The organism is Micromonospora hortensis (genome assembly GCF_022230935.1).
Taxonomy (GTDB): Bacteria; Actinomycetota; Actinomycetes; order Mycobacteriales; family Micromonosporaceae; genus Micromonospora; species Micromonospora hortensis.
In genome coordinates this window covers 17293-38499 of sequence record NZ_JAKKFE010000008.1, presented here as the reverse complement: position 1 = coordinate 38499, position 21207 = coordinate 17293, and the positions used below count along the sequence as shown (strand labels likewise).

At 71.2% G+C, this 21207-nt stretch carries 17 protein-coding genes; 5 read left to right on the top strand and 12 right to left on the bottom strand.

The window, feature by feature from the left end; all coding sequences use genetic code 11:
- Positions 1–68 precede the first annotated feature (68 nt).
- The 6 genes from ccsB to hemL form a co-directional block, all read right to left on the bottom strand.
- Positions 69–1040 (bottom strand): c-type cytochrome biogenesis protein CcsB, encoded by a 972-nt coding sequence (ccsB, locus tag NIE111_RS04825; RefSeq protein WP_238683226.1) that lies wholly within the window; start codon positions 1038–1040, stop codon positions 69–71.
- Positions 1040–2683: a cytochrome c biogenesis protein ResB gene (gene resB, locus NIE111_RS04820; protein ID WP_238683225.1), complete on the bottom strand. Its 1644-nt coding sequence runs from the start codon at positions 2681–2683 to the stop codon at positions 1040–1042. The genes ccsB and resB overlap by 1 nt, the downstream gene beginning before the upstream one ends.
- A complete protein-coding gene (locus tag NIE111_RS04815) occupies positions 2683–3501 on the bottom strand; it encodes a cytochrome c biogenesis CcdA family protein (RefSeq protein ID WP_238683224.1) in 819 nt (272 codons plus the stop codon). Before NIE111_RS04815 ends, resB begins: the two co-directional genes overlap by 1 nt.
- On the bottom strand, positions 3501–4070 hold the full coding sequence (locus NIE111_RS04810) for a TlpA family protein disulfide reductase (RefSeq protein WP_238683223.1): 570 nt from the start codon (positions 4068–4070) through the stop codon (positions 3501–3503). The genes NIE111_RS04815 and NIE111_RS04810 overlap by 1 nt, the downstream gene beginning before the upstream one ends.
- Complete coding sequence (locus NIE111_RS04805) at positions 4070–4717, bottom strand: histidine phosphatase family protein (protein ID WP_238683222.1); 648 nt, start codon at positions 4715–4717, stop codon at positions 4070–4072. Before NIE111_RS04805 ends, NIE111_RS04810 begins: the two co-directional genes overlap by 1 nt.
- 64 nt (positions 4718–4781) lie before the next feature.
- Entirely contained in the window at positions 4782–6119 is a 1338-nt protein-coding gene (hemL, locus tag NIE111_RS04800; protein ID WP_238683221.1) for a glutamate-1-semialdehyde 2,1-aminomutase, read from the bottom strand.
- Positions 6120–6299: 180 nt separating this feature from the next.
- Between hemL and NIE111_RS04795 the strand changes: the two genes are divergently transcribed.
- Positions 6300–6635, top strand: a complete 336-nt coding sequence (locus NIE111_RS04795; RefSeq protein ID WP_088951070.1) for an STAS domain-containing protein — start codon at positions 6300–6302, stop codon at positions 6633–6635.
- Between the two features lie 15 nt (positions 6636–6650).
- Here the strand turns inward: NIE111_RS04795 and NIE111_RS04790 are convergent, their stop codons facing one another.
- Together NIE111_RS04790 and NIE111_RS04785 are read right to left on the bottom strand one after the other, a co-directional pair.
- Positions 6651–7205 carry a response regulator gene (locus NIE111_RS04790; RefSeq protein ID WP_091395745.1) on the bottom strand — a complete coding sequence of 185 codons (555 nt, stop codon included), beginning with the start codon at positions 7203–7205 and terminating at the stop codon, positions 6651–6653.
- Positions 7202–11569 (bottom strand): HAMP domain-containing protein, encoded by a 4368-nt coding sequence (locus tag NIE111_RS04785; protein ID WP_238683220.1) that lies wholly within the window; start codon positions 11567–11569, stop codon positions 7202–7204. The genes NIE111_RS04790 and NIE111_RS04785 overlap by 4 nt, the downstream gene beginning before the upstream one ends.
- A gap of 294 nt (positions 11570–11863) precedes the next feature.
- On the opposite strand from NIE111_RS04785, the gene NIE111_RS04780 reads away from it, so the two are divergent.
- Both NIE111_RS04780 and NIE111_RS04775 read left to right on the top strand, forming a co-directional pair.
- The gene (locus NIE111_RS04780) at positions 11864–13936 is read left to right on the top strand and encodes a SpoIIE family protein phosphatase (protein ID WP_238683219.1); all 2073 of its coding nucleotides are present in this window, start codon (positions 11864–11866) and stop codon (positions 13934–13936) included.
- A gap of 48 nt (positions 13937–13984) precedes the next feature.
- Complete coding sequence (locus NIE111_RS04775; RefSeq protein WP_238683218.1) at positions 13985–14416, top strand: hypothetical protein; 432 nt, start codon at positions 13985–13987, stop codon at positions 14414–14416.
- A gap of 69 nt (positions 14417–14485) precedes the next feature.
- Here NIE111_RS04775 and NIE111_RS04770 read toward each other — a convergent pair whose 3' ends face one another.
- A complete protein-coding gene (locus tag NIE111_RS04770) occupies positions 14486–15844 on the bottom strand; it encodes an FAD-binding oxidoreductase (RefSeq protein WP_238683217.1) in 1359 nt (452 codons plus the stop codon).
- Positions 15845–15940: 96 nt separating this feature from the next.
- Between NIE111_RS04770 and NIE111_RS04765 the strand changes: the two genes are divergently transcribed.
- Both NIE111_RS04765 and NIE111_RS04760 read left to right on the top strand, forming a co-directional pair.
- Positions 15941–18037, top strand: a complete 2097-nt coding sequence (locus NIE111_RS04765) for a S9 family peptidase (protein ID WP_238683216.1) — start codon at positions 15941–15943, stop codon at positions 18035–18037.
- A gap of 157 nt (positions 18038–18194) precedes the next feature.
- Complete coding sequence (locus tag NIE111_RS04760) at positions 18195–18380, top strand: hypothetical protein (protein ID WP_238683215.1); 186 nt, start codon at positions 18195–18197, stop codon at positions 18378–18380.
- A gap of 24 nt (positions 18381–18404) precedes the next feature.
- Here the strand turns inward: NIE111_RS04760 and NIE111_RS04755 are convergent, their stop codons facing one another.
- The 3 genes from NIE111_RS04755 to NIE111_RS04745 are packed head-to-tail and all read right to left on the bottom strand — an operon-like array spanning position 18405 to position 21165.
- Positions 18405–19934, bottom strand: coding sequence for an FtsX-like permease family protein (locus tag NIE111_RS04755; protein ID WP_238683214.1), 1530 nt, complete (start codon positions 19932–19934; stop codon positions 18405–18407).
- Complete coding sequence (locus NIE111_RS04750; RefSeq protein WP_238683213.1) at positions 19931–20632, bottom strand: ABC transporter ATP-binding protein; 702 nt, start codon at positions 20630–20632, stop codon at positions 19931–19933. Before NIE111_RS04750 ends, NIE111_RS04755 begins: the two co-directional genes overlap by 4 nt.
- Entirely contained in the window at positions 20629–21165 is a 537-nt protein-coding gene (locus NIE111_RS04745) for a PadR family transcriptional regulator (RefSeq protein WP_238683212.1), read from the bottom strand. The genes NIE111_RS04750 and NIE111_RS04745 overlap by 4 nt, the downstream gene beginning before the upstream one ends.
- Positions 21166–21207 lie beyond the last annotated feature (42 nt).

The following is a 21207-nucleotide window of genomic DNA, read 5'->3' as shown; positions in this document are numbered from 1 at the left end:
GCCACATCCCCACAGAACGTAGAACTACGCTTCTAAGAAGTGTAGTTCTACGTTCTGTCAGCCGTGGTTCAGTCCAGCCCGCCGTACGAGTGCAGGCCGGTGAAGAAGATGTTCACGCCGAACAGGTTCATCAGCATGGTGAGGAAGCCGAGCACCGCGATCCAGGTGGCCACGTTGCGTTTCACGCTGGGCGTCGCGCGGGCGTGCAGGTAGCCGGCGTACACCACCCAGGAGATGAACGCCCAGGTCTCCTTCGGGTCCCAGCCCCACGGACGGCCCCAGGCCGCCTCGGCCCAGATGGCACCGGCGATCACCGCGAAGGTGAAGATCGGGAACGCGAAGGCGTGCAGCGCGAAGGTCAGCCGCTCCAGGCCGGCAGCGCCGGGCAGTCGCTTGGCCAGGGTGTACGGGAAGCTCCGCTTGCCCTGCTCGTACCCGTTGCGCATCAGGAAGCCGACCGCCGGCACCACGCCAAGCAGGAAGATGCCGGACGCGAAGACGATCGTCGAGACGTGGATGATGAACCAGTACGAGTTCAGCGCCGGGACCAGCGGCACGATCGGCACGTACAGCACCAGCTCGGCGGTGGCGACCAGCAGCACCATCACCAGGGTGAGGAAGAGCCCGAGCTTGCGCAGCGACTGTCGCTTCCAGAGCACCACCAACCAGGCGGCCACCCCGATGAACGTCACGGTGAGCACGAACTCGTACATGTTGCCCCAGGGCATCCGGTCCGCGGCGAGCCCACGGGTGACCAGCGCCGCGAGGTGCAGCGCGGCGGCGACCGCAGTGGCGCCCACCCCGATCAGGCCCGCCAGCCGGGCCCGCCCGGCGGAGCGGTCGACAGTGGGTGACGAAGGGACCGGCGCGGGGGGCGTCGGGACGACACCGCCGCCGGCACCGACCAGCTCGCGCACCGGCGCCGCCGTGGCGACCCGGGTACGCACGTTGCCCAGCGCGTACTCGACGGCGTGGCCGATCATCGCGATCAGGTACGCCAGGATCGCGAATGACACCAGATTGTCGGAGAGTGCGGACATCACTCGGCTCCTTCTCGCACGCCGGCCCGGTCAGCGGAGTCAGCGCCAGCACCAGCCCGTTCGGCACCGCTGACGGCGGCGACCAGCTGGGTGAACTCGTCGGCGAACCCTGGATAGTCGGTACGCGGCAACCCACCGACCTCCATCAAGCTACTACCGCTCGTCGGAGATCCTTCCCCGGGGTCGGCCGGCACCACCCGGAAGAACACCCGGCGGCGCTTCCCGAACAGCGAACCCATCAGACCGACCAGCAGGACGCCGCAGCTGACCAGCAGCATCGTCGAGCCGGGATCGTGCCGGACGGAGAGGGTGACGTACCGCTCGGTGCCCAGGAACTCGACTGTCGTGCCGTCGTCCAGCTTCCAGGTCTCACCCTTGCGGAGCAGTTTGGTGCCGACCTCCTTGACCTTGCCGGCCCGCACCTGCCGCTGGTCGAGTTGGTAGACCGAGCCGGGGATGCCGGCGTCCAGGCCGAGGTTGCCCCGGTAGGCGACCAGGTTCAGCGCCGGGTTGCGCTCGGTCGGGTACTGCGAGCGGACGAACGGCGCCTGCTCGGGCGCTGTGGGCAGGTAGATGCCGGTGAACGCCATCTGCTGATCCGGTGCGCGCTGGCCGGTCGCCGGGTCGACGTTCGCGTCCGGGAAGGCCGCCAGCCCCTCACTGGTGAGGCCCATGTCGCCGGTGGTCAGGAACGGCTCGTCACTGATCTGGCTGTTGCCGAACCGGTCGGTGTAGCGGATCACCGGCGCGTACCCGTGGCCGAGCAGGTAGACGCTCGCGTCGTTCAGTCGCAGCGGCGAGTTCACCGAGAAGTCGGCACTGCGGGTCGGCTCGTCCGGGCCGTCGACGGTGACCGTGGCGTTGAAGAACTCCGGCTGGCCGGACGCCAGGAACCGGGCCTCGAAGTCGTCCAGCCGCAGGCAGAAACCGGGCAGGTCGGCGCTGTCCACCTGGGGGCCGAGCTTCGCCTCGGCGTACTGCTGGCGGGTGTTGCAGAACGCGTTGTCCGCGCCGGCCACCAGCAGCCGGTTGCCGCTCCAGCCGTACCAGGAGCCGAGCGCGACCCCGACCAGCACCGCGATCAGCGAGGTGTGGAACAGCAGGTTGCCGGTCTCCTTGAGGTAGCCCTTCTCGGCGGAGACCTCGTCGCCGCGCACCTCGACGCGCCAGCGGCGCTTCCGCAGCGCCTCGGCGATCGCCGCCGCCCCACCGGGCGGGGCGGGCAGCACAGTGTGCTGCGGCAGCCGGGCCATCCGCTTCGGCGCGGCCGGCGGACGCGACCGCAGTGTGCGGACGTGGTCGCGCAGCCGGGGCGTGATGCAGCCGATCAGGGAGGTGAACAGCAGCAGGTAGATCGCGGAGAACCAGACCGACCCGAAGACCTCGAACGCGCCGATCCGGTCCAGTCGGGGAGCCCAGTCCGGGTGGTCGACGAAGTACTCGTTGACCTTCTCCGGGCTGATCCCGCGCTGCGGCAGCACCGAGCCGGGAATGGCGGCGATCGCGAGCAGGAAGAGCAGGATCAACGCCGTACGCATGCTGGTGAGCTGCCGCCACGAGTTGCGCAGCAGGGCCAGCAGCCGGTTCGGCCGGCGGCGTGGCGCGGGCGCCGCGGTCTCCGGTCGGTCGTCGACGACCGTCATCAGATGCTCACCTCGCCCACCCCGACGGTGGTCTGCAGCCAGATCACGAAGCTCTGCCATCCGCCGGTGACCAGGGCCAGACCGATCAGGATGAGCAGGGCGCCGCCGACCCGGGTGACCCAGCGGCTGTTGCGCCGGACGGCGCGGAAGACCCCGAGCAGGCGTTCGAAGCCCAGCCCGAAGACGATGAACGGTATCCCCAACCCGAGGCAGTACGCCACGGCGAGCACCACGGCTCGGTCGCTCTGGCCGCTGGCGGTGGCCATGCCCATCACCGCGCCGAGCGTGGGGCCGGTGCAGGGCACCCAACTGAGCGCGAAGACCGCCCCGAAGACCGGTGCGCCGAGCAGCCCGGCCGACGGCAACCGGGAGATCCGGAACTCCCGTTGCAGGGCCGGGATCATCCCGAGGTAGCTCAACCCCGCCACGATGATCAGCACGCCGACGCCGATCTGCAATTCGCGCTCGTAGTCGAAGAACACCCGACCGATGCTGGCGAAGAGGATCGCGGTGGCCACGAAGACGACAGTGAAGCCGCCGATGAACAGCAGCGTCCCGGCGAGCACCCGACCCTTGACCGCGCCCGCCCGCGCGACCCGTTCCTTGACCGCGACACCCCCGCTGGCCGGCGCGGGGTCGGCCTCCGGCCGCCGGCCCTCCAGGTCGGCGCCGGCCAGACCGGTCACGTACGACAGATAACCCGGGACAAGCGGAAGCACGCACGGGGAGAGGAAGCTGACCAGGCCGGCGAGCGCCGCCGCGCCGATGGCGAGCAGCAGCGGCCCGCTGAGGGCCAGTTGCTCGAAGGTCTCACCCATCAGTTCGACGCCGGCTTCTCGGCGGCGACCCGTTCGACGATCGGTTGCAGGCCCTCCTGCTTGACGGCGGCCCGGATCACCGCGGCGATCCGACCGTCACGGTCGAGCACCACAGTCGCCGGCACGCTGTTCGGCGGGATGTCCAGCGCGAGTGCCGTCTTGCTGGACGGGTCGAACAGGCTCGGGTAGGTGACCCGGCCCTTCTCGAACGCCTTGGCTTTGTCCCGCGAATCCTGGACGTTGATGCCGAGGAAGTTCACCCCGGAACCCTTTGTGGCCTGATAGACGGCTTCCAGGTCGTCCGCCTCGGCGCGGCACGGCGCGCACCAGGAACCCCAGAAGTTGACCACCACTACCTGACCGCGTGCCTCGCTGACGTCGTAGCTGCCGCCGAGCAGCAGCTCACCGGCGAGCTTCGGGGGTGCGGAGCGCTGGTCCGGTGCGCACTCGAAGATCCCGTCGGTGGTGGTCGTGCAGGTCTTCTCCTGCGCCTTCGACGACGTGCAGCCGACCAGCGCCACGGCGGCGACGGTGGCGAGCAGACCGGCGGTCCACCTCCGGGCGTTCATCAGGCCCCCTTGGCCGTCCGGGCGGTCGCGGAGAGAGCGATCAGGTGCGCGGCCGGCTCGCTGTAGCCGATGCCCACCACCTTCGCGTCGTCGAAGTGGAACGAGGTGAGGCTCGCCAGCCCGCACTGCCGCTTGCGCGGGTCGTGCCAGAGCCGCTTGCGCTCGACGTAACGCCGCAACGTCCAGATCGGGAGCTGGTGCGACACCAGCACCGCCTCGCGCCCCTCGGCGGCGACCTGGGCGGCCTGCACGGCGGCGAACATCCGCTCGGCGATCACCCGGTACGCCTCACCCCAGGACGGGGTCACCGGGTCGCGCAGCACCCACCAGTTGCGCGGGTCACGGAACGACCCGTCACCCGGGGAGACCTTCTTGCCCTCGAACCAGTTGGCGCTCTCGATCAGCCGCTCGTCCACCCCGACCGGCAGCCCGAACTGGGCGGCGATCGGCTCGGCGGTCTGCTGGGCGCGCTCCAGCGGACTGGCCACCACGTGCACGATCTCCCGCTCGGCCAGGCCCTGCGCGGCGGCCTTGGCCATCTGCACACCCAGCTCGGAAAGGCGGAAACCGGGCAGCCGGCCGTAGAGGATCTGGTCGGGGTTGTACACCTCGCCGTGCCGAAGCACGTGGACCACCGTCTTGCTCAAGGCTGCGCTCCCTCTGTTCGCGACTGCGGGGCTCGCAAACCCGGCTCACTCCTCGCGCTCACGCTCAACCCCCGTGACCGGCCGCTGCCGCCGCGTTCGCCGCCGTCGGCAGCGCGTCGGCGATGTGCTCCAGAGCGGCGTCGTCGAGCGCCGCCGACACGAACCACGACTCGAAAGCGCTCGGCGGCAGGTAGACGCCTGCGGCGAGCATCGCGTGGAAGAACGCCTTGAACGCCGGCACCTGCTGGGTGCGCGCGCTGTCGTAGTCGACCACGTCGGCGTCGGTGAAGAAGACCGAGAACATGCTGCCCGCGTACGACAGTCGGTGCGGGACCCCGGCGGCGGCCAACGCGTCGGACGCCAGCTTGCCCACGACGGCGGCCGTCTCGTCGAGGCGCTGGTACAGCGCGTCGTCGGCGAGCCGCAGGGTCGCCAGGCCGGCGGCGCAGGCGAGCGGGTTACCGGAGAGGGTGCCGGCCTGGTAGACCGGGCCGGCCGGCGCGAGTCGCGCCATGATGTCCGCGCGCCCGCCGAACGCCGCGGCGGGCAGGCCACCACCCATGACCTTGCCGTACGTCCACAGGTCGGCGTCGGAGGCGTCGAGGCCGTGCCACCCGGCGCGGGAGACCCGGAACCCGGTCATCACCTCGTCCACCACGAGCAGGGCGCCGTGTGCGTGCGCGATCCGGGCGAGCTGCTGGTTGAAGCCGTCGCGGGGGGCCACCACGCCCATGTTGCCGGCGGCGGCCTCGGTGATCACCGCGGCGATGTGCTGGCCCTCGGCGGCGAACGCCTCCTCGACGGCCCGGATGTCGTTGTACGGGAGCACTATCGTCTCGCTGGCCGCCGCGCCGGTCACGCCGGGCGAGTCCGGCAGGCCCAGGGTGGCCACGCCGGAGCCGGCGGCGGCGAGCAGCGCGTCGACGTGGCCGTGGTAGCAGCCGGCGAACTTGACGATCTTCGAGCGGCCGGTGAAGCCGCGGGCCAGCCGGATCGCCGACATTGTCGCCTCGGTGCCGGAGTTGACCAGCCGGACCTGCTCCATCGGGGTCCGGTCGACGAGTTCGGCGGCCAACTCCACCTCACCCGGTGTGGGCGTGCCGAAGCTGGTGCCCCGGGCGGCGGCGGCCTGCACGGCCTCCACCACCTCCGGGTGGGCGTGCCCGAGGATCAGCGGACCCCAGGAGCAGACCAGGTCGACGTAGCGGCGACCGTCGGCGTCGTACAGCCACGGCCCCTCACCACGGACCATGAAACGCGGGGTGCCGCCGACCGCCTGGAAGGCGCGCACAGGGGAGTTCACCCCGCCCGGCACGATGGCGCGGGCGCGGTCGAACAGGGCCTCGGAGGCCGGCGCGTCGGCTGGGTAGCGGCCGGATCCGGCGGGAAAGATGTCGGTCACGATGCCGCCATTGTGACAGCGCCGGACGGTCAACCAGCAGCCACCCCGTGGTGGGGTTACCCGGCTCACCTGTGACTCGCGCCGGTCGGCAGCGCCGACACGGGGGGGCTTCATGGCCTGGACGGCAACGGCTCGCGGCCTCGACAGGCCAGGTCGGTCGGATCGCGCTAGGCTGACCGGGTGGATCGTGCCGAACTGTCCATCACGCTACACCGGACGGGCGACGAAGCAGTCTTGCGCCTGGCCGGTGAGATCGACATGCTCACGGCGGCCCAGCTCTCCACCGTCGTCAACGAGGTGCTGGCCGACCCCCCGCCGAAGATCGTGCTCGACCTCGGCGGCGTCACCTTCTGCGACTCGCAGGGCCTGGGCACCCTGGTCGTGCTCAGCCGCAAGGCCAGTCACGCGCAGAGCCTGCTGATGCTGACGCACGTGGGCGACTTCCTGATCCGCGTCTTGGACATCACCGGCCTGCGCAGCGCCCTGATGATCCGCAACGACCAGCCCACCGGCTGAGCCGCCCCGCCACTGTCAGGCGGTGTTGCCCCAACGGGCCTGTTCGAGCAGCCGTACCGCCCGGTCGCGGACCTCCGGGTCGTCCGACCGGAGCTGCGCGGTCGCCTCGTCGACAGCGTCGGTGAGCCGCCGCCACTGCGTGTCGCGCTCCCGGACCAGATCCGACTGGGTGGCGAGCTGCCGGGTCTTCACCCACAGCTCCACGAAGACCGACACCTTGGCCCGCAGCACCCACGGGTCGAACGGCTTGGTGAGGTAGTCCACCGCCCCCACCTGGTAACCCCGAAGGGCGAGCTGGGCGTCCCGGTCGGCGGCGGTGAGGAAGATGATCGGCACGTGCCGGGTCCGTTCGCGGCGCTTGATGTGACTCGCCGTCTCGAAGCCGTCCATGTCCGGCATCTGCGCGTCCAACAGGATCACCGCGAAGTCGTCCACCAGCAGCTGCTTGAGCGCCGCCTCGCCGCTCTCCACCGCCACGGACTGGACCGGCAGGCCCTGAAGGATCGCCTCCAGGGCCGTCAGGTTCTGCCGCCGGTCGTCCACGAGCAGCGCTTTGGCCATCTGGGTCACGAAGTCTCCTCGGTCCGGCTGCCGTTGATCCAGGACGACATCAGTTCGATCAGGTCGTCCAGGTCGACCGGCTTGGTGATGTAGTCGCTGCCCCCGGCAGCGAGCGCCGACTCACGGTCACCCGGCATCGCCTTCGCGGTCAGGAAGACCACCGGAAGGTCGGCGAACCGGTGGTTGCGGCGAATCTGGCGGGTGGTCTCGTAACCGTCCTGGTCGGGCATCATGGCGTCCATCAGCACGATGTCCACCTCCGGATGCTCGGCCAGCAGACGGACACCGTCCGCCCCGTTGTCCGAGTACAGCACGGTCATCCCGTGCAGCTCCAACGCGCTGGTCAAGGCGAAGACGTTGCGGACGTCGTCGTCCACGATCAGCACCGTGGCGCCGTCCAGTTGACGGGTGGCAGGTGCCTCCGGCCGTTCCGGCAACAGATCCAGCGGCGGCATCAACAGCGACGACGGCAGCCCGGCGCGCTGCGGCGACGGAGCCTGCGGCGCGACCACCGCGTCCGGGGCCAGCACCTGCGGCACGAACAGGGTGAAGGTCGAGCCCTGACCGGGCGCGGACGACACGGTGATGGTGCCGCCGATCAGTCGGGCCAGATCGCGGCTGATCGACAGACCGAGGCCGGTGCCGCCGTACCGGCGACTGGTAGTGCCGTCGGCCTGCTGGAACGCCTCGAAGATGATCGACAGCTTGTCGTCGGAGATGCCGATCCCGGTGTCGATCACGGTGAATGCGATCACCTGCTGGGCGTTCGTCAGCGCCGGCACGTCGAAGACCGCGTTCTCCGCGGCCGGGGCGATCCGCAGCGTCACGGCGCCGTTGTCGGTGAACTTCACAGCGTTGGAGAGCAGGTTGCGCAGGATCTGCTGCAACCGCTGCGCGTCGGTCACCAACGCCGGCGGCAGATCCTTGCTCACCCGTACCTGGAAGTCCAGGTTCTTCTCCTCGGCCTGCGGCGCGAACGCCTGCTCGACGTAGCCGCGCAGCTCGGTGAAGCGGATCTCGGTCGGCTCGACGTCCATCCGGCCCGCCTCGATCTTGGACAGGTCGAGGATGTCGTCGATCAGTCGCAGCAGGTCCGAGCCGGACCCGTGAATGGTCCGGGCGAACTCGATCTGCTTCGGGCTGAGGTTCTGCTCCGAGTTCTCGGCCAGCAGACGGGCCAGCAGCAGCAACGAGTTCAGCGGGGTTCGCAGCTCGTGGCTCATGTTGGCCAGGAACTCCGACTTGTACGCCGACGCCCGGGTCAGCTGCTGCGCCTTCTCCTCCAGGCCCAGCCGCGCCAGCTCGATCTCCCGGTTCTTGGTCTCGATGTTGCCCTTCTGCTCGGACAGCAGAGTGGCCTTCTCCTCCAGCTCGGCGTTGGTGCGCTGCAACTCCGCCGACTGCTCCTGCATCTCGTGCGCCAGCCGCTGCGACTGGGCCAGCAGCTCCTCCGTACGCCGGTTGGCCTGGATGGTGTTGACAGCGATGCCGATGGTGAGCACCAACCGCTCCAGGAACGACAGGTGCAGCTCGGAGAAGGCCGACACGCTGGCGAACTCGATCACCCCGAGCAGCTCGCCCTCGAACAGCACGGGGAGCACCACCAGGTCGGACGGGGGTGTCTCGGCCAGGCCGGACCGCAGGGTGAGACGGCTGTTCGGGGAGGCGCTGACCCGGATCGTGCGACGGGAGAGCGCTGTCTGCCCGACCAGCCCCTCACCCGGCCCGAAGGTGACGTCGTGCCCCCGTGCCACGTACCCGTACGAGGAGGTCAGCCGCAGCCGCATGCTGCCGTCGGTGTCGTCGGCCAGGAAGAAGGCACCGAGCTGGGCGTCGACCAGCGGAGTCACCTCCGTCATGATCATGCGGCAGACCTCGCCGAGGTCGCGCTGACCCTGCAGCAGGCCGCCGATCCGGGCGAGGTTGGAGTCCAGCCAGCCCTGCTCGGCGTTCTTCTTCGTCGTCTCCCGGAGGGTGACGATCATCTGGTTGATGTTGTCCTTCAGCTCGGCGACCTCGCCCTGCGCCTTGACCGCGATCCGCTGGGTCAGGTCGCCCCGGGTCACCGAGGTGGACACCTGGGCGATGGCCCGCAACTGCGTGGTCAGCGTCGAGGCGAGCTGGTTGACGTTCTCGGTGAGGTCGCGCCAGGTGCCAGAGACGCCCTTCACCTGCGCCTGACCGCCGAGCTTGCCCTCGATACCTACCTCGCGGGCGACCCGGGTCACCTCGTCGGCGAACGACGACAGCTGGTCGACCATCGTGTTGACAGTCGACTTCAGCTCCAGGATCTCGCCCTGGGCGTCCACCGTGATCTTCTGCGACAGGTCACCCTTCGCCACGGCGGTGGTCACCGAGGCGATGTTGCGGACCTGGCTGGTCAGGTTCGACGCCATCGAGTTCACGTTGTCGGTGAGGTCGCGCCAGGTGCCGGAAACGCCCTTCACCTGCGCCTGACCGCCGAGCTTGCCCTCGGTGCCCACCTCGCGGGCGACCCGGGTCACCTCGTCGGCGAACGACGACAGCTGATCCACCATCGTGTTGACAGTCGACTTCAGCTCCAGGATCTCGCCCCGCGCGTCCACGGTGATCTTCTGCGACAGGTCACCCTTCGCCACCGCGGTGGAGACCTGGGCGATGTTGCGGACCTGGGCGGTCAGGTTGGACGCCATCGAGTTCACGTTGTCGGTCAGGTCCCGCCAGGTGCCAGCGACCCCGCGTACCTGGGCCTGCCCACCCAACTTGCCCTCGGTGCCCACCTCGCGGGCCACCCGGGTCACCTCGTCGGCGAACGACGACAACTGGTCCACCATCGTGTTGACAGTCGACTTCAGCTCCAGGATCTCGCCCCGCGCGTCCACGGTGATCTTCTGCGACAGGTCACCCTTCGCCACCGCGGTGGTCACCGAGGCGATGTTGCGGACCTGGCTGGTCAGGTTCGACGCCATCGAGTTCACATTGTCGGTCAGGTCCCGCCAGGTGCCGGAAACCCCCTTCACCTGCGCCTGACCGCCCAGGTTGCCCTCGGTACCCACCTCGCGGGCCACCCGGGTCACCTCGTCGGCGAACGACGACAACTGGTCGACCATGGTGTTGACGGTGTTCTTCAGCTCCAGGATCTCGCCCTGGGCGTCCACCGTGATCTTCTGCGACAGGTCGCCCTTCGCCACGGCGGTGGAGACCTGGGAGATGTTGCGGACCTGGCTGGTGAGGTTGCCGGCCAACTGGTTGACGTTCTCGGTGAGGTCCCGCCAGGTGCCGGAGACGCCGCGCACCTGGGCCTGACCGCCCAACTTGCCCTCGATGCCCACCTCACGCGCGACCCGGGTCACCTCGTCGGCGAACGACGACAACTGGTCCACCATCGTGTTGACGGTGTCCTTCAGCTCCAGGATCTCGCCCTGCGCCGCCACCGTGATCTTCTGCGACAGGTCTCCGCGCGCCACCGCCGTCGAGACCTGAGCGATGTTACGGACCTGGGCGGTCAGGTTCGACGCCATCGAGTTGACGCTGTCGGTCAGGTCCTTCCAGGTGCCGGCCACGTTCGGCACCTCGGCCTGGCCGCCCAACTTGCCCTCGGTGCCCACCTCACGGGCCACCCGGGTCACCTGCTCGGCGAAGAGCCGCAGCGTGTCGGTGAGGTAGTTCATCGTGGCGGCCAGCTCGGCCACCTCACCACGCGCGCCGACCGTGATCTTCTGCGACAGGTCGCCCTTGGCCACCGCCGTCGCCACCTGCGAGATCGACCGCACCTGGCCGGTCAGGTTCGACGCCATGGTGTTCACCGAGTCGGTGAGGTCCTTCCAGGTGCCGGCGACGCCCCGCACGTCGGCCTGGCCACCCAACTTGCCCTCGGTGCCCACCTCACGGGCCACCCGGGTCACCTCGTTGGAGAACGACGACAGCTGGTCCACCATCGTGTTCACGGTGCGCCCGATGCGCAGGTACTCACCGCGCAGCGGCCGACCGTCGATCTCCAACGCCATGTGCTGGGACAGGTCACCGTCGGCGACCGCCACGATCACCCGGGCGATCTCGGTGGTCGGTCGACCCAGGTCGTCGATCAGCGAGTTGATCGCCCGCTGCCCCTCCGCCCAGGAGCCGTCCAGCCCCTCGTCGTCGAGCCGCTCGGTGAGCCGGCCGTCACGACCGACGATCCGGCTGATCCGCCGCAGGTCAAGGTACTGCCGCTCCTGGAGCGAGACCACCTCGTTGAAGGCGTCCGCCACCTCACCGGCCGCGCCGGCCCGGCGGGGAAGCCGGACCTTCAGGTCGCCGCGCCCGATCCGTCGCAGTGCCTCGGCCAACTCACCGAGGAGCGCCTCGTGGTCGGACGCGGACGGATCCGCCACCGACTGCTTCGACGTGGTCATCATTCCTCGCTCAACTCGGGGGGCGCCGGTCCGTGCGGACACACCGGCACCCCATATTGTGCCCGCGCGCGCCGTGGTGCCAGGGTGCGCGACCCGCCAGGTGGCATCGATCGCGCGTCAACCCGCCCGATCGGCGTCGAGCCGGCACGGCGCGCCGCAAACCTCGCCCAGCCCCCGCACCGGTCGTTTCGACGCGTCACCCAGCACGCTGCCACCGGTGCCGCTGACCGACGCGACAGCCCGCGATCGGTGATCGGCTTGGCACCCGGCAGGGGGACGGTGGAGGATACGGGGGTGCCAGACGAGGCGGGGCCCGCGACGGCCGGGGCCCGGGACGGGGCCGTCCGGCGTGTGCGGCTGCCCGCCGACCGCCGTACGCCGGCCGCCGCCCGCGCCGTGGTCCGCTCGGTGTTGACCGAGTCACACCTGGACGAGCTGGCCAACGAGGCGCTGCTGCTCACCACCGAGCTGACCACCAACGCCGTCGAGCACGCCCGCACCGAACTGGACATCGAGGTCGTCGCGGACGAGATCGGGTTGACCGTCACCGTCTCCGACTTCGCCCCCGGTTCCGGCGACGAGCTGACCGTCGGCGACCGCAACGACTCCACCGAGATCAACGAGGTCTCCGTGCGGGGCCGGGGCCTGCTGCTGGTCGACCACTTCGCCAGCCGCTGGGGCACCACGTACCTGCCCACCGGCAAGGGCGTCTGGTTCCGGCTGGACCGCCCCGGCGTCGACCCGCCCTCCGGCGGGAGCATCGGCGAATCGACACCGGCCAACGCCGGCCCCCGGACGAGCACCGACGGGTCCGCGCCGAGCGCCAGTGCGATGAGCGAACTCATGCAGACCGCCCCCGACCTGTATGGGGACGACCCGCTGCCCGACTTCGCCACCAGCCTGCTCAGCCGGGTCGCCGAGATGGTGGGCGCAGCCGGCGGCACGATCCGCCTGGACCGGGGCGACGGTCAGGGTCGCCAGGTGCTGGCCCGCTTCGGTCGGCCGCCCCGCCCCGACAGCGACCTGCTCCGGGTGCCACTGACCGTGCACCGCCCCTACGCCGGGGAGTTGGAGTTGGACGCCGCGCCGTCGGCGTACGCCCAACCGTTGGCGGTGCTCACCGCCGAGCGGCTGTCGCTGCACCTGGAGAACGACCGGCTGCGCCGGGCCGACGTCCGCCGGCAGGTGTGGCTGACGTTCCTGGCCGAGGCGAGCGAACTGCTGGCCCAGTCGCTCGACGTCGACCTGACCATGGCGCTGGTGCCGCAGTTGGTGGTGCCGCGACTCGGCCAGTGGTGCGCGGTGCACACCACCGACGAGTGGGGTCGGCTCCGGCTGGCGGCGGCCAGCCACGCCGACGAGTCGATGCTTCCGCAGTTGCACAAGGTGCTGGCGGAGACCGGGCCCGATTCGATCCAGGCCCGCCTGCGCGAGGCGTCCCGCAGCGCAGCGCAGATCCCCCTGGGCGGCCCGATGGAGGGTTTCGCCGTCCCGCTGATCGCCCGCGGGCAGCGGCTCGGGACCCTGGCGGTGGGGCGGCACCAACGGCACCGGCACGACCCGGACGAGGTGGCAGTGTTGGAGGACGTGGCCCGGCGGGCCGCGCTGGCCATCGAGAACGCCCGGATCCACGCCGAACGCCGTCGGGTGGCGCAGACGCTCCAGCAGTCTCTGCTGCCGCCGGTGCTGCCGCTGGTGGACGGAATCGGCTTCGCCGCCGAGTACGTCCCGACCGGCGACGACGCCGAGGTGGGCGGCGACTTCTACGATGTGGTGCCGCTGCCCGACGGGCGGTGGCTGGTGGTGATCGGTGACGTCTCGGGCAAGGGTGTCCAGGCGGCCGCGGTGACCGGGCTGGTCCGGGACGTGATCCGGGTGCTGGTCGGCGACGGCAAACCGTTACCGGAGGCGCTGGCACGGCTCAACGAGACACTTGTCGAGCGCGGTGGCGGTCGCTACTGCACGCTCGCGCTGGCAGCGGTCGGGCCGGGCGAGGGTGGCCAGTTGGACGTCTCGCTGCACCTCGCCGGGCACGACCGGCCGGTGTTGCTGGCCGCAACGGGCGGCGCCGGGTTCGTCGGCACCGGCGGCACCGCCCTCGGCCTGCTCGACACGATCACCTCGCCGACGGCGGAGATCACGCTCGCGCCGGGCGATTCGCTGATCTTCTACACCGATGGTGTCACCGAGCGGCGGCGCGGCCGGGAGCTGTTCGGCACCGATCGGCTGCGCGACGCCGCAGCGCCCCTGGCCGGGTATTCGGCCGACGTGGTAGCCGCCCGGCTGCGCGCCGCGGCGATCAACTTCTCGGTCGAGCCGCCCCGGGACGACATCGCCGTCCTGGTGCTCCGCAACGACGCGAGCTGACCGCCGCGCCGCCCTCGGATATCCGGTCCGCTCGGTAGATTGACGGTCATGACGAGCGTCGCGCAGGTCACGTCGTACTCCCGGCCGGCAGTCCGGGCCCTGATCGTCGCGCAGCTCGCGACCCTTGGCGCGTTCGTCGCCGTGCTGCTGCTCTACGTCGGTCGGATGACGACCGCCGGCGTCGGCCCGGCCGAGATGCTGACCGGCGCGTACGACCCGAAGGACATGATCCCGTTCGGGATGGCTGGGCTGAACCCGTTCCTCTGGCTCTACGCAGTGGTCGGGATGCTCTACGTGGTGGGTGCGGTGCTCGCGCTGCCGTTGGCGATCGTCGCTGTGGCGCTGGCCGCCCGGGCGCGTGAGGCCCTACCCCGGGCGACCCGGTCACTGCTGCTGGTCGGTGCGGTAGGCGGTCTGCTGGTGCTGGTGGCCCGTTTCACCCCGCCGCTGCTGGACATGCACCGGTGGTGGCTGGACTGACCTCGGCCGGGCCGCACCGGCCGACAAGCTGACCCGGCCGGGCCGCACCGGCAGACGGCCAACCTGGCCTCACAGGCCGCCGGGGAGCCGCCCGGGTGCGAGCCGGTGCTCCGGATCCAGGTGCTGCTTCGCGGCCCGCAACTGGGCCAGGCCGGCCAGTTCGCCCCAGAGGTCGACCGCCTGGCGGACCGCCGCCGGAGCGGAGACCACCACGCAACGGCCATGCCGGGCCAGCAGCACCCCTCGGACGGCGGCCAGGATGGACGCCACCCGGTCGGCTGCCAACGCCCCGGGCAGTGCCGCATGAACCACGCCCAGCCCGGCGGAGCCGCGCACCGGCACCGGCGCTCCGGCAGCGTCGCGTAGCGCGTAGACGGCGGCGTGCAGGTCGCCGATCGGGACTTCCAGGCGCAGCGCCGTGTCACCGGGCGCGAACGGGTAGCGGCGCCACCACGTCGGCGCGGAGTGGGCGATCGTCGCCTCCCCGTGCAGCAGGCCGACCAGCCGCTCGGCACGCTCGCCGACGTCGGCGGGGCCGCCTTCCAGCAGCACCACCAGGCTGCCGGCCCGGGACGGGGCGCCGGCCCGGCCGGACATCGACGGATGACGCTCGCGGGCGGTGGCCGCCGGGTGACCGGGCGGGTACGGCGTACGTGGGCGGGGGGTGCCTCCGGGCAGGTCCAGCTCGATGGCCGACGGCTCCAGCCGAGCGGCGAGGATCGTCTGGACCAGGTCGTGCACCTCCAACGGCGTCCACACCGGGCGGGACACCCAGAGCCTGCTCGCCGGCACCGGCTGCACCCGCATGCTCGCCGACACCAGCACGCCGAGCGCGCCCTGGGAGCCGCAGAGCAGGCGGGCCAGGTCGAGGCCGGGCGCGCCACCGCCGACGCTGATCAGCTCGCCGTCGGCGGCGAGGTAACGCACACCGAGCAGTTGGTCGCAGGGGCTGCCGTGGCGGTGGCGCAGCGGACCGGACTCGCCGGCGGCGAGCACGCCGCCCAGTGTCGCGCCCGGTGAGGGGGCGTCCATCGCGAGCCGCTGCCCGGTGCGCTCCAGGGTGGCCTGCACCGCCCGCAGTGGAGTGCCGGCACCCACGTCGGTCACCAGCGAGTCGACCGGCTCGTGACCGATGCCGGCGAGCCGGCCGGTGTCGAGCAGGATGTCGACCTGAACGGGGGCCGCACCCCAGTCGATCTTCGTGCCCGCACCTCGGGGCACCACCGCCAGATCGTGCACGGCGGCCAGCCGCAGCACCTCGGCGGCGGCGTGCGGGCCGCCCGGGACGGCCACCCAGCGCGCCGGTCGCCCGGCCACCTCGTCGGCCGGCCCGGCCAGCCGGGAGAACGGTGGACCGCAGATCGCCGCCAGCCGCCGGGTGATCTCGAGGGCTCCGGACCGGCCGAGGGAACTCGCTGCTGCCGCCATGCGGGCCATCGTACATGTGTTCGAAAGCCGTGGTGGCGAGTATCGGGATGCCGCTGGTCCGGCGCGCTGCGGCTGCCGGCCGGTAACGTGGCCGCCGTGACCACCGAGACTGCCCCGCCCGCGGCGAAGCGGGTGCCCAGCGAGCGCACCCACCACGGCGACACAGTCGTCGACGAGTACGCCTGGCTCGCCGCCAAGGACGACCCGGCGACGATCGCCTACCTGACCGCCGAGAACGAGTACACCGACGCGCGTACGGCACACCTGGCCGACCTGCGCGCCAACCTGTTCGAGGAGACTCGCCGACGCACCCAGGAGACCGACCTGTCCGTGCCGACCCGCAAGGGCGGGCACTGGTACTACACCCGGACGGTCGAGGGGCAGCAGTACGGAGTGCAGTGCCGCCGGGCGGTCCGCGACGGTGAGACCGACCCGCCGGTCAGCGCCGACGGCGCCCCGCTCGACGGCGAGGAGGTGCTGCTCGACGGCAACCTGCTGGCCGAGGGGCACGACTTCTTCTCACTCGGCGCGTTCGACGTCAGCCCGGACGGTCGCTGGCTGGCCTACTCCACCGACTTCTCCGGCGACGAGCGATTCACCCTGCGGGTGAAGGACCTGACCACTGGCGAGTTGCTCCCGGACGAGGTGCCGGACACGTTCTACGGCACCGCCTGGTCGTCGGACGCCTCCGTGTTGTTCTACGTGACAGTGGACGACGCCTGGCGGCCGAACCGGGTCTGGCGGCACACCATCGGCTCGGCGGCCGCCGACGACGTGGTGGTCCACCAGGAGGACGACGAGCGGTTCTGGGTGGGGGTGGAGCTGACCCGGTCGGAGAAGTTCATCCTCATCGACGTGCACAGCAAGGTGACCAGCGAGGTGCTGGTGATCCCCGCCGGCAACCCGACCGGCGCGCCGGCCGTGATCGCCCCCCGCCGACAGGGCGTCGAATACACCGTGGAGCACCACGGCCACCGCTTCCTGATCCTGCACAACGACGGCGCCGAGGACTTCGCGCTGGCGTTCACCTCGGCGGACGTACCGGGCGACTGGGTGCCGTTGATCGAGCACACCCCCGGCACCCGGCTGGAGGCCGTCGACGCCTTCGCCAACCACCTGGTGGTGTCGCTGCGCACCGACGGGCTCACCGGGCTGCGGGTGCTGCCGGTGGGCAGTGACGACGGGTACGACATCGACTTTCCCGAGCCGCTGTACAGCGTCGGGTTGGACGCCAACCCGGAGTACCGCACCGGCCAGGTCAGGTTGCGCTACTCCTCACTGATCACCCCCGACTCGGTGTACGACTACGACCTGGTCACCCGGCAGATGGTGCTGCTGAAGCAGAAGCCGGTGCTGCCCGGGCCGGACGGGCGACCGTACGACCCGGCCGAGTACGAGCAGCACCGCGACTGGGCGCTCGCCGACGACGGCACCCGGGTGCCGATCTCACTGGTCTGCCGCGTGGGCACCCCCCGGGACGGCTCGGCACCCTGCGAGCTGTACGGCTACGGCTCGTACGAGGCCAGCATGGACCCGTGGTTCTCGGTGGCCCGACTGTCCCTGCTGGACCGGGGCGTGGTCTTCGCTGTGGCGCACACCCGGGGCGGCGGTGAGCTGGGCCGACGGTGGTACGACCAGGGCAAGCTGCTGGCCAAGAAGAACACCTTCACCGACTTCGTGGCGTGCGCCCAGCACCTGGTCAAGGCCGGCTGGACGGCAAGCGACCGGCTGGTCGCCCGGGGCGCCTCGGCCGGTGGCCTGCTGATGGGCGCGGTGGCCAACCTCGCGCCGGACGCGTTCACCGGGATCGTGGCGCAGGTGCCGTTCGTGGACGCGCTCACCTCGATCCTCGACCCGTCGCTGCCGCTGACGGTCACCGAGTGGGAGGAGTGGGGCAACCCCCTCGACGACCCCGAGGTGTACGCGTACATGAAGTCCTACACACCGTACGAGAACGTGGCCGCCGTGGACTACCCCGCGATCCTCGCGGTGACCAGCCTCAACGACACCCGGGTGCTCTACTCGGAGCCGGCGAAGTGGATCGCCCGGCTGCGGGCTGTCGCCCCGGGCGGCGACTACCTGTTGAAGACCGAGATGGGTGCCGGGCACGGTGGCCCGAGCGGTCGCTACGACTCGTGGCGCGAGGAGGCGTTCATCAACGCCTGGATCCTGGACCGCATCGGCCACGCCTGACCCGTGGGACGGCATGATCGCGCTCGGTGGTGGGGTGGTCCCCTCGGCGGCTCGGGGAGACCACTGCTTCCATGATCGGGCGCGATCATGGCCGGGTCGCACATGCGCGGCCTGGCCTTTCCGGGTCGCGGCGGATGTCGCGGCCTAGACTTCCGGGGTGACCCCGGCCTCGGATAGTGACGGTGGAACCGCCGAGGACGTCCGCCGACCGAGCGTGGCGGCGGTCGCACGGGACCGCCGGGTCTGGCTGATCCTCGCGGTGGTCGCCGGCCTGGTGGTCTGCTGTTGTTCGGCAGTGGTCGGCACCCTGATCGCACTCTCCTCCGGCCTGCTCGCCGCCTGACCCGGCCGGTGGGGGCACAGTGGTTCAGGTCGTGCGCAGCTCGTCCAGGGCGGTGCTGGCGCGCAGGAAGAGCAGGCCGACACCGATCGTCAGCAGCACCGCTGCCAACGCGCCGGCACCGAGCCACGCCAGGTGTTCCAGGGGTACGGCGGGGACCCGCCTGACCTCGGGTAGTCGGACGAACTGGATGTACTGCCCACGGGTGGCCGGGTCGGCACAGAGCGCGTCCGTGCCGGTGCAGATCTCCGTCGACGATTCACTCCGCACGGCTCCGGGAAAGAGCCCACGACCGAGCAGCGTGCCCACGGCGAGCGCGAGCAGGATCGCCGGCACGGCCGGCGCCAACGCCTGCCAGGCCACCGAACGGCTCAGCGTGGCGCGCGGCACCCCGGTGGCGACCAACGCGGCGTACGCGCGTCGACGGGCGACGATCCCCTCGACCAGCGCGACGATCAACCCGCCCGCCGCGATCAGGATGGCCACCGCGACAGCGGCGTCGACCAGGTCCATGGTGTCCAGGTAGAACGAATCGGGACGCTCGTCCACGCCGGCGAGCAGGTTCTGCTCACGGTCGAGCTGGTCCTGGGCGGCGAACTGGGCGCGCAACGCGGCCGCACCGGCACCGAAGATCAGCGCGGCGAGCAACGCCGCGAACGTGCGGCTGCCCGCCCACGGGTCGGCCATCAGCCGGCCCGCCGCGAGCAGTGCCGGGGCACGGCGGGCGTGCCGTCGCAACAACCGGCCGCAGTGGTACGAGATCCAGCCGGTGCCGATCACCACCCCGATCATCGCCGCGAACGCACCCGCCGCGAACAGCAGCGGCACCAACCAGGCCAGCCCTCCGGTGTCGTCCACCGAGTTCACCGCGGGGCGGATCAGCGCGAACGAGGCCACGCCGAAGCCGATCAGGAGTCCGGCCCACGGACCCGGACCACGCTCGCGGGCGGCCTTGCGGCTGACCCCGAGCGGGCTGGTGGTGACCGTACGCAGCATCAGGGCGGCGGCCAGCGCCGCCACGACCGGCAGACCGAGCACCACGCCGGCCAGCGCGCCGGTCGACGGCAGCACGTCGGTGGGTAGGGCCAGTTGACCTTGCGCATCCGGGCGGTGCAGCAGATCGCGGCCGACCAGATAGACACCCAGCCCGACGAGCGTGCCGAGCAGAGCAGCCACGCCGGTCTCCAGAACCACCAACCGGGTGACCTGCCCGGGAGTGGCGCCGGCCAACCGGAGCGCGGCCAACCGGCGATCCCGTGCCGGCGCGCCGAGCCGGGCGCACTGGCCGGCCAGCGCCAGCACCGGGATCATCAGCATCAGCAGCGCGATCGCCGTGCCGCCGCGCAACCCGGGCTGCGCCAGCAGAGCGTTGTGGTACTGCTCCGACCACCTGTTCTGGTTCTCGTCCGTCGCCGCCGGGGTGGGGATGGCCAACACGGTGAGCGCCGTCAGCCCGGCCACTGTCGCCAGCAGGGCGCTGAGCGCGGTGAGCACCACCCGGGCGATGTCGGTGCGGGTGCCGGCGAGCGCGAGTCGGAGCAGCGTCGCCGGTCTCACCGGGCACCGCCGGCCAGCGGCACGTCAAGCCCCAGGCCGGTGTGGTCCACCAGGCCGTCCCGCAGCACGATCTCCCTGTCCGCGTACGCGGCGATCCGCGGCTCGTGGGTGACCAGCACGACGGCGGTGCGCTGCTCGCGGGCAAGCCGGACCAACTGGGTGAGGACCTGCTCGCCGGCGAGCGTGTCCAGTGCGCCGGTGGGCTCGTCGGCGAAGAGCACCCGAGGCTCGGTCACCAGCGCCCGAGCCGTGGCGCAGCGCTGCTGCTGGCCCCCGGACATCTCACCCGGCCGAACATCGGCCACCTCGGCCACCCCGAACCGTTCCAGCCAGGTGAACGCCGCCGTCCGTGCCTCTCGCCGCCCCGTGCCGGCGAGGAGCAGGGGCAGGGCGACGTTCTCGGCGGCGGTCAGCTCGGCCACCAACTGACCGAACTGGAACAGCACCCCGAACTCGGTGCGCCGCAGCCGGGACCGGGCCGCCTCCGACCAGGTGTCGATGCGGTGCCCACGCCAGGTGACCTCGCCGGCGTCCGGCCGGAGAATCCCGGCCAGGCAGTGCAGCAGCGTCGACTTGCCGCAGCCGCTCGGCCCGGTCACGGCGACGATCTCGCCCTCGGCCACGTCGAGCGTCACGCCGCGCAGTGCGGGCGTCGGGCCGTACGCCCGAACCACCCCGCGAGCCTGGAGTTGCGTCACGGATGCACCTCCCGGTGCCAGTCGGCGACCCGGCCCAGGGTGGCGTGCAGCCACCGCAGATCCGCGTCGAGGTGGGCGATCGCGAAATCGGCAGCGACCACATCGCTGAGGGTGGCGGCCTGATCGGCCTTGACCGCTGTCAACTCCCGCAGCCGCGCGGTGTGCGCGGCCCGCTGGGCGATCAGGTACGAACGGGCCCGGTCGACGTCGGCGACCAGGAGCGCCACCACGACCTTGGCGAAGAGTGTGCTGGCCACGTACGGCATGGGTGCTTCCACAGTGGACAACCACTGGTCCAGCGTGACCCGCCCCTGGTCGGTCAGCGCGTACGCGGTGCGATCTGGCCCGCCCACCCGGTCCTGGGCGGCGGCAGCCACCAGCCCGTCGCGTTCGAGTCGACCGAGAGTGGCGTAGACCTGCCCGAAGGCCAGCGGTCGAGCCCGCGGCAGCCGCTCGTCGTGCGCACGCTTCAGCTCATACCCGTGCCGGCTGCCCCCTGCGAGCAACCCGAGCAGGACATGCGGCGTAGACACCCAGCCAACTATTCACCCAGCGAATACCCAAGTCAACAACCC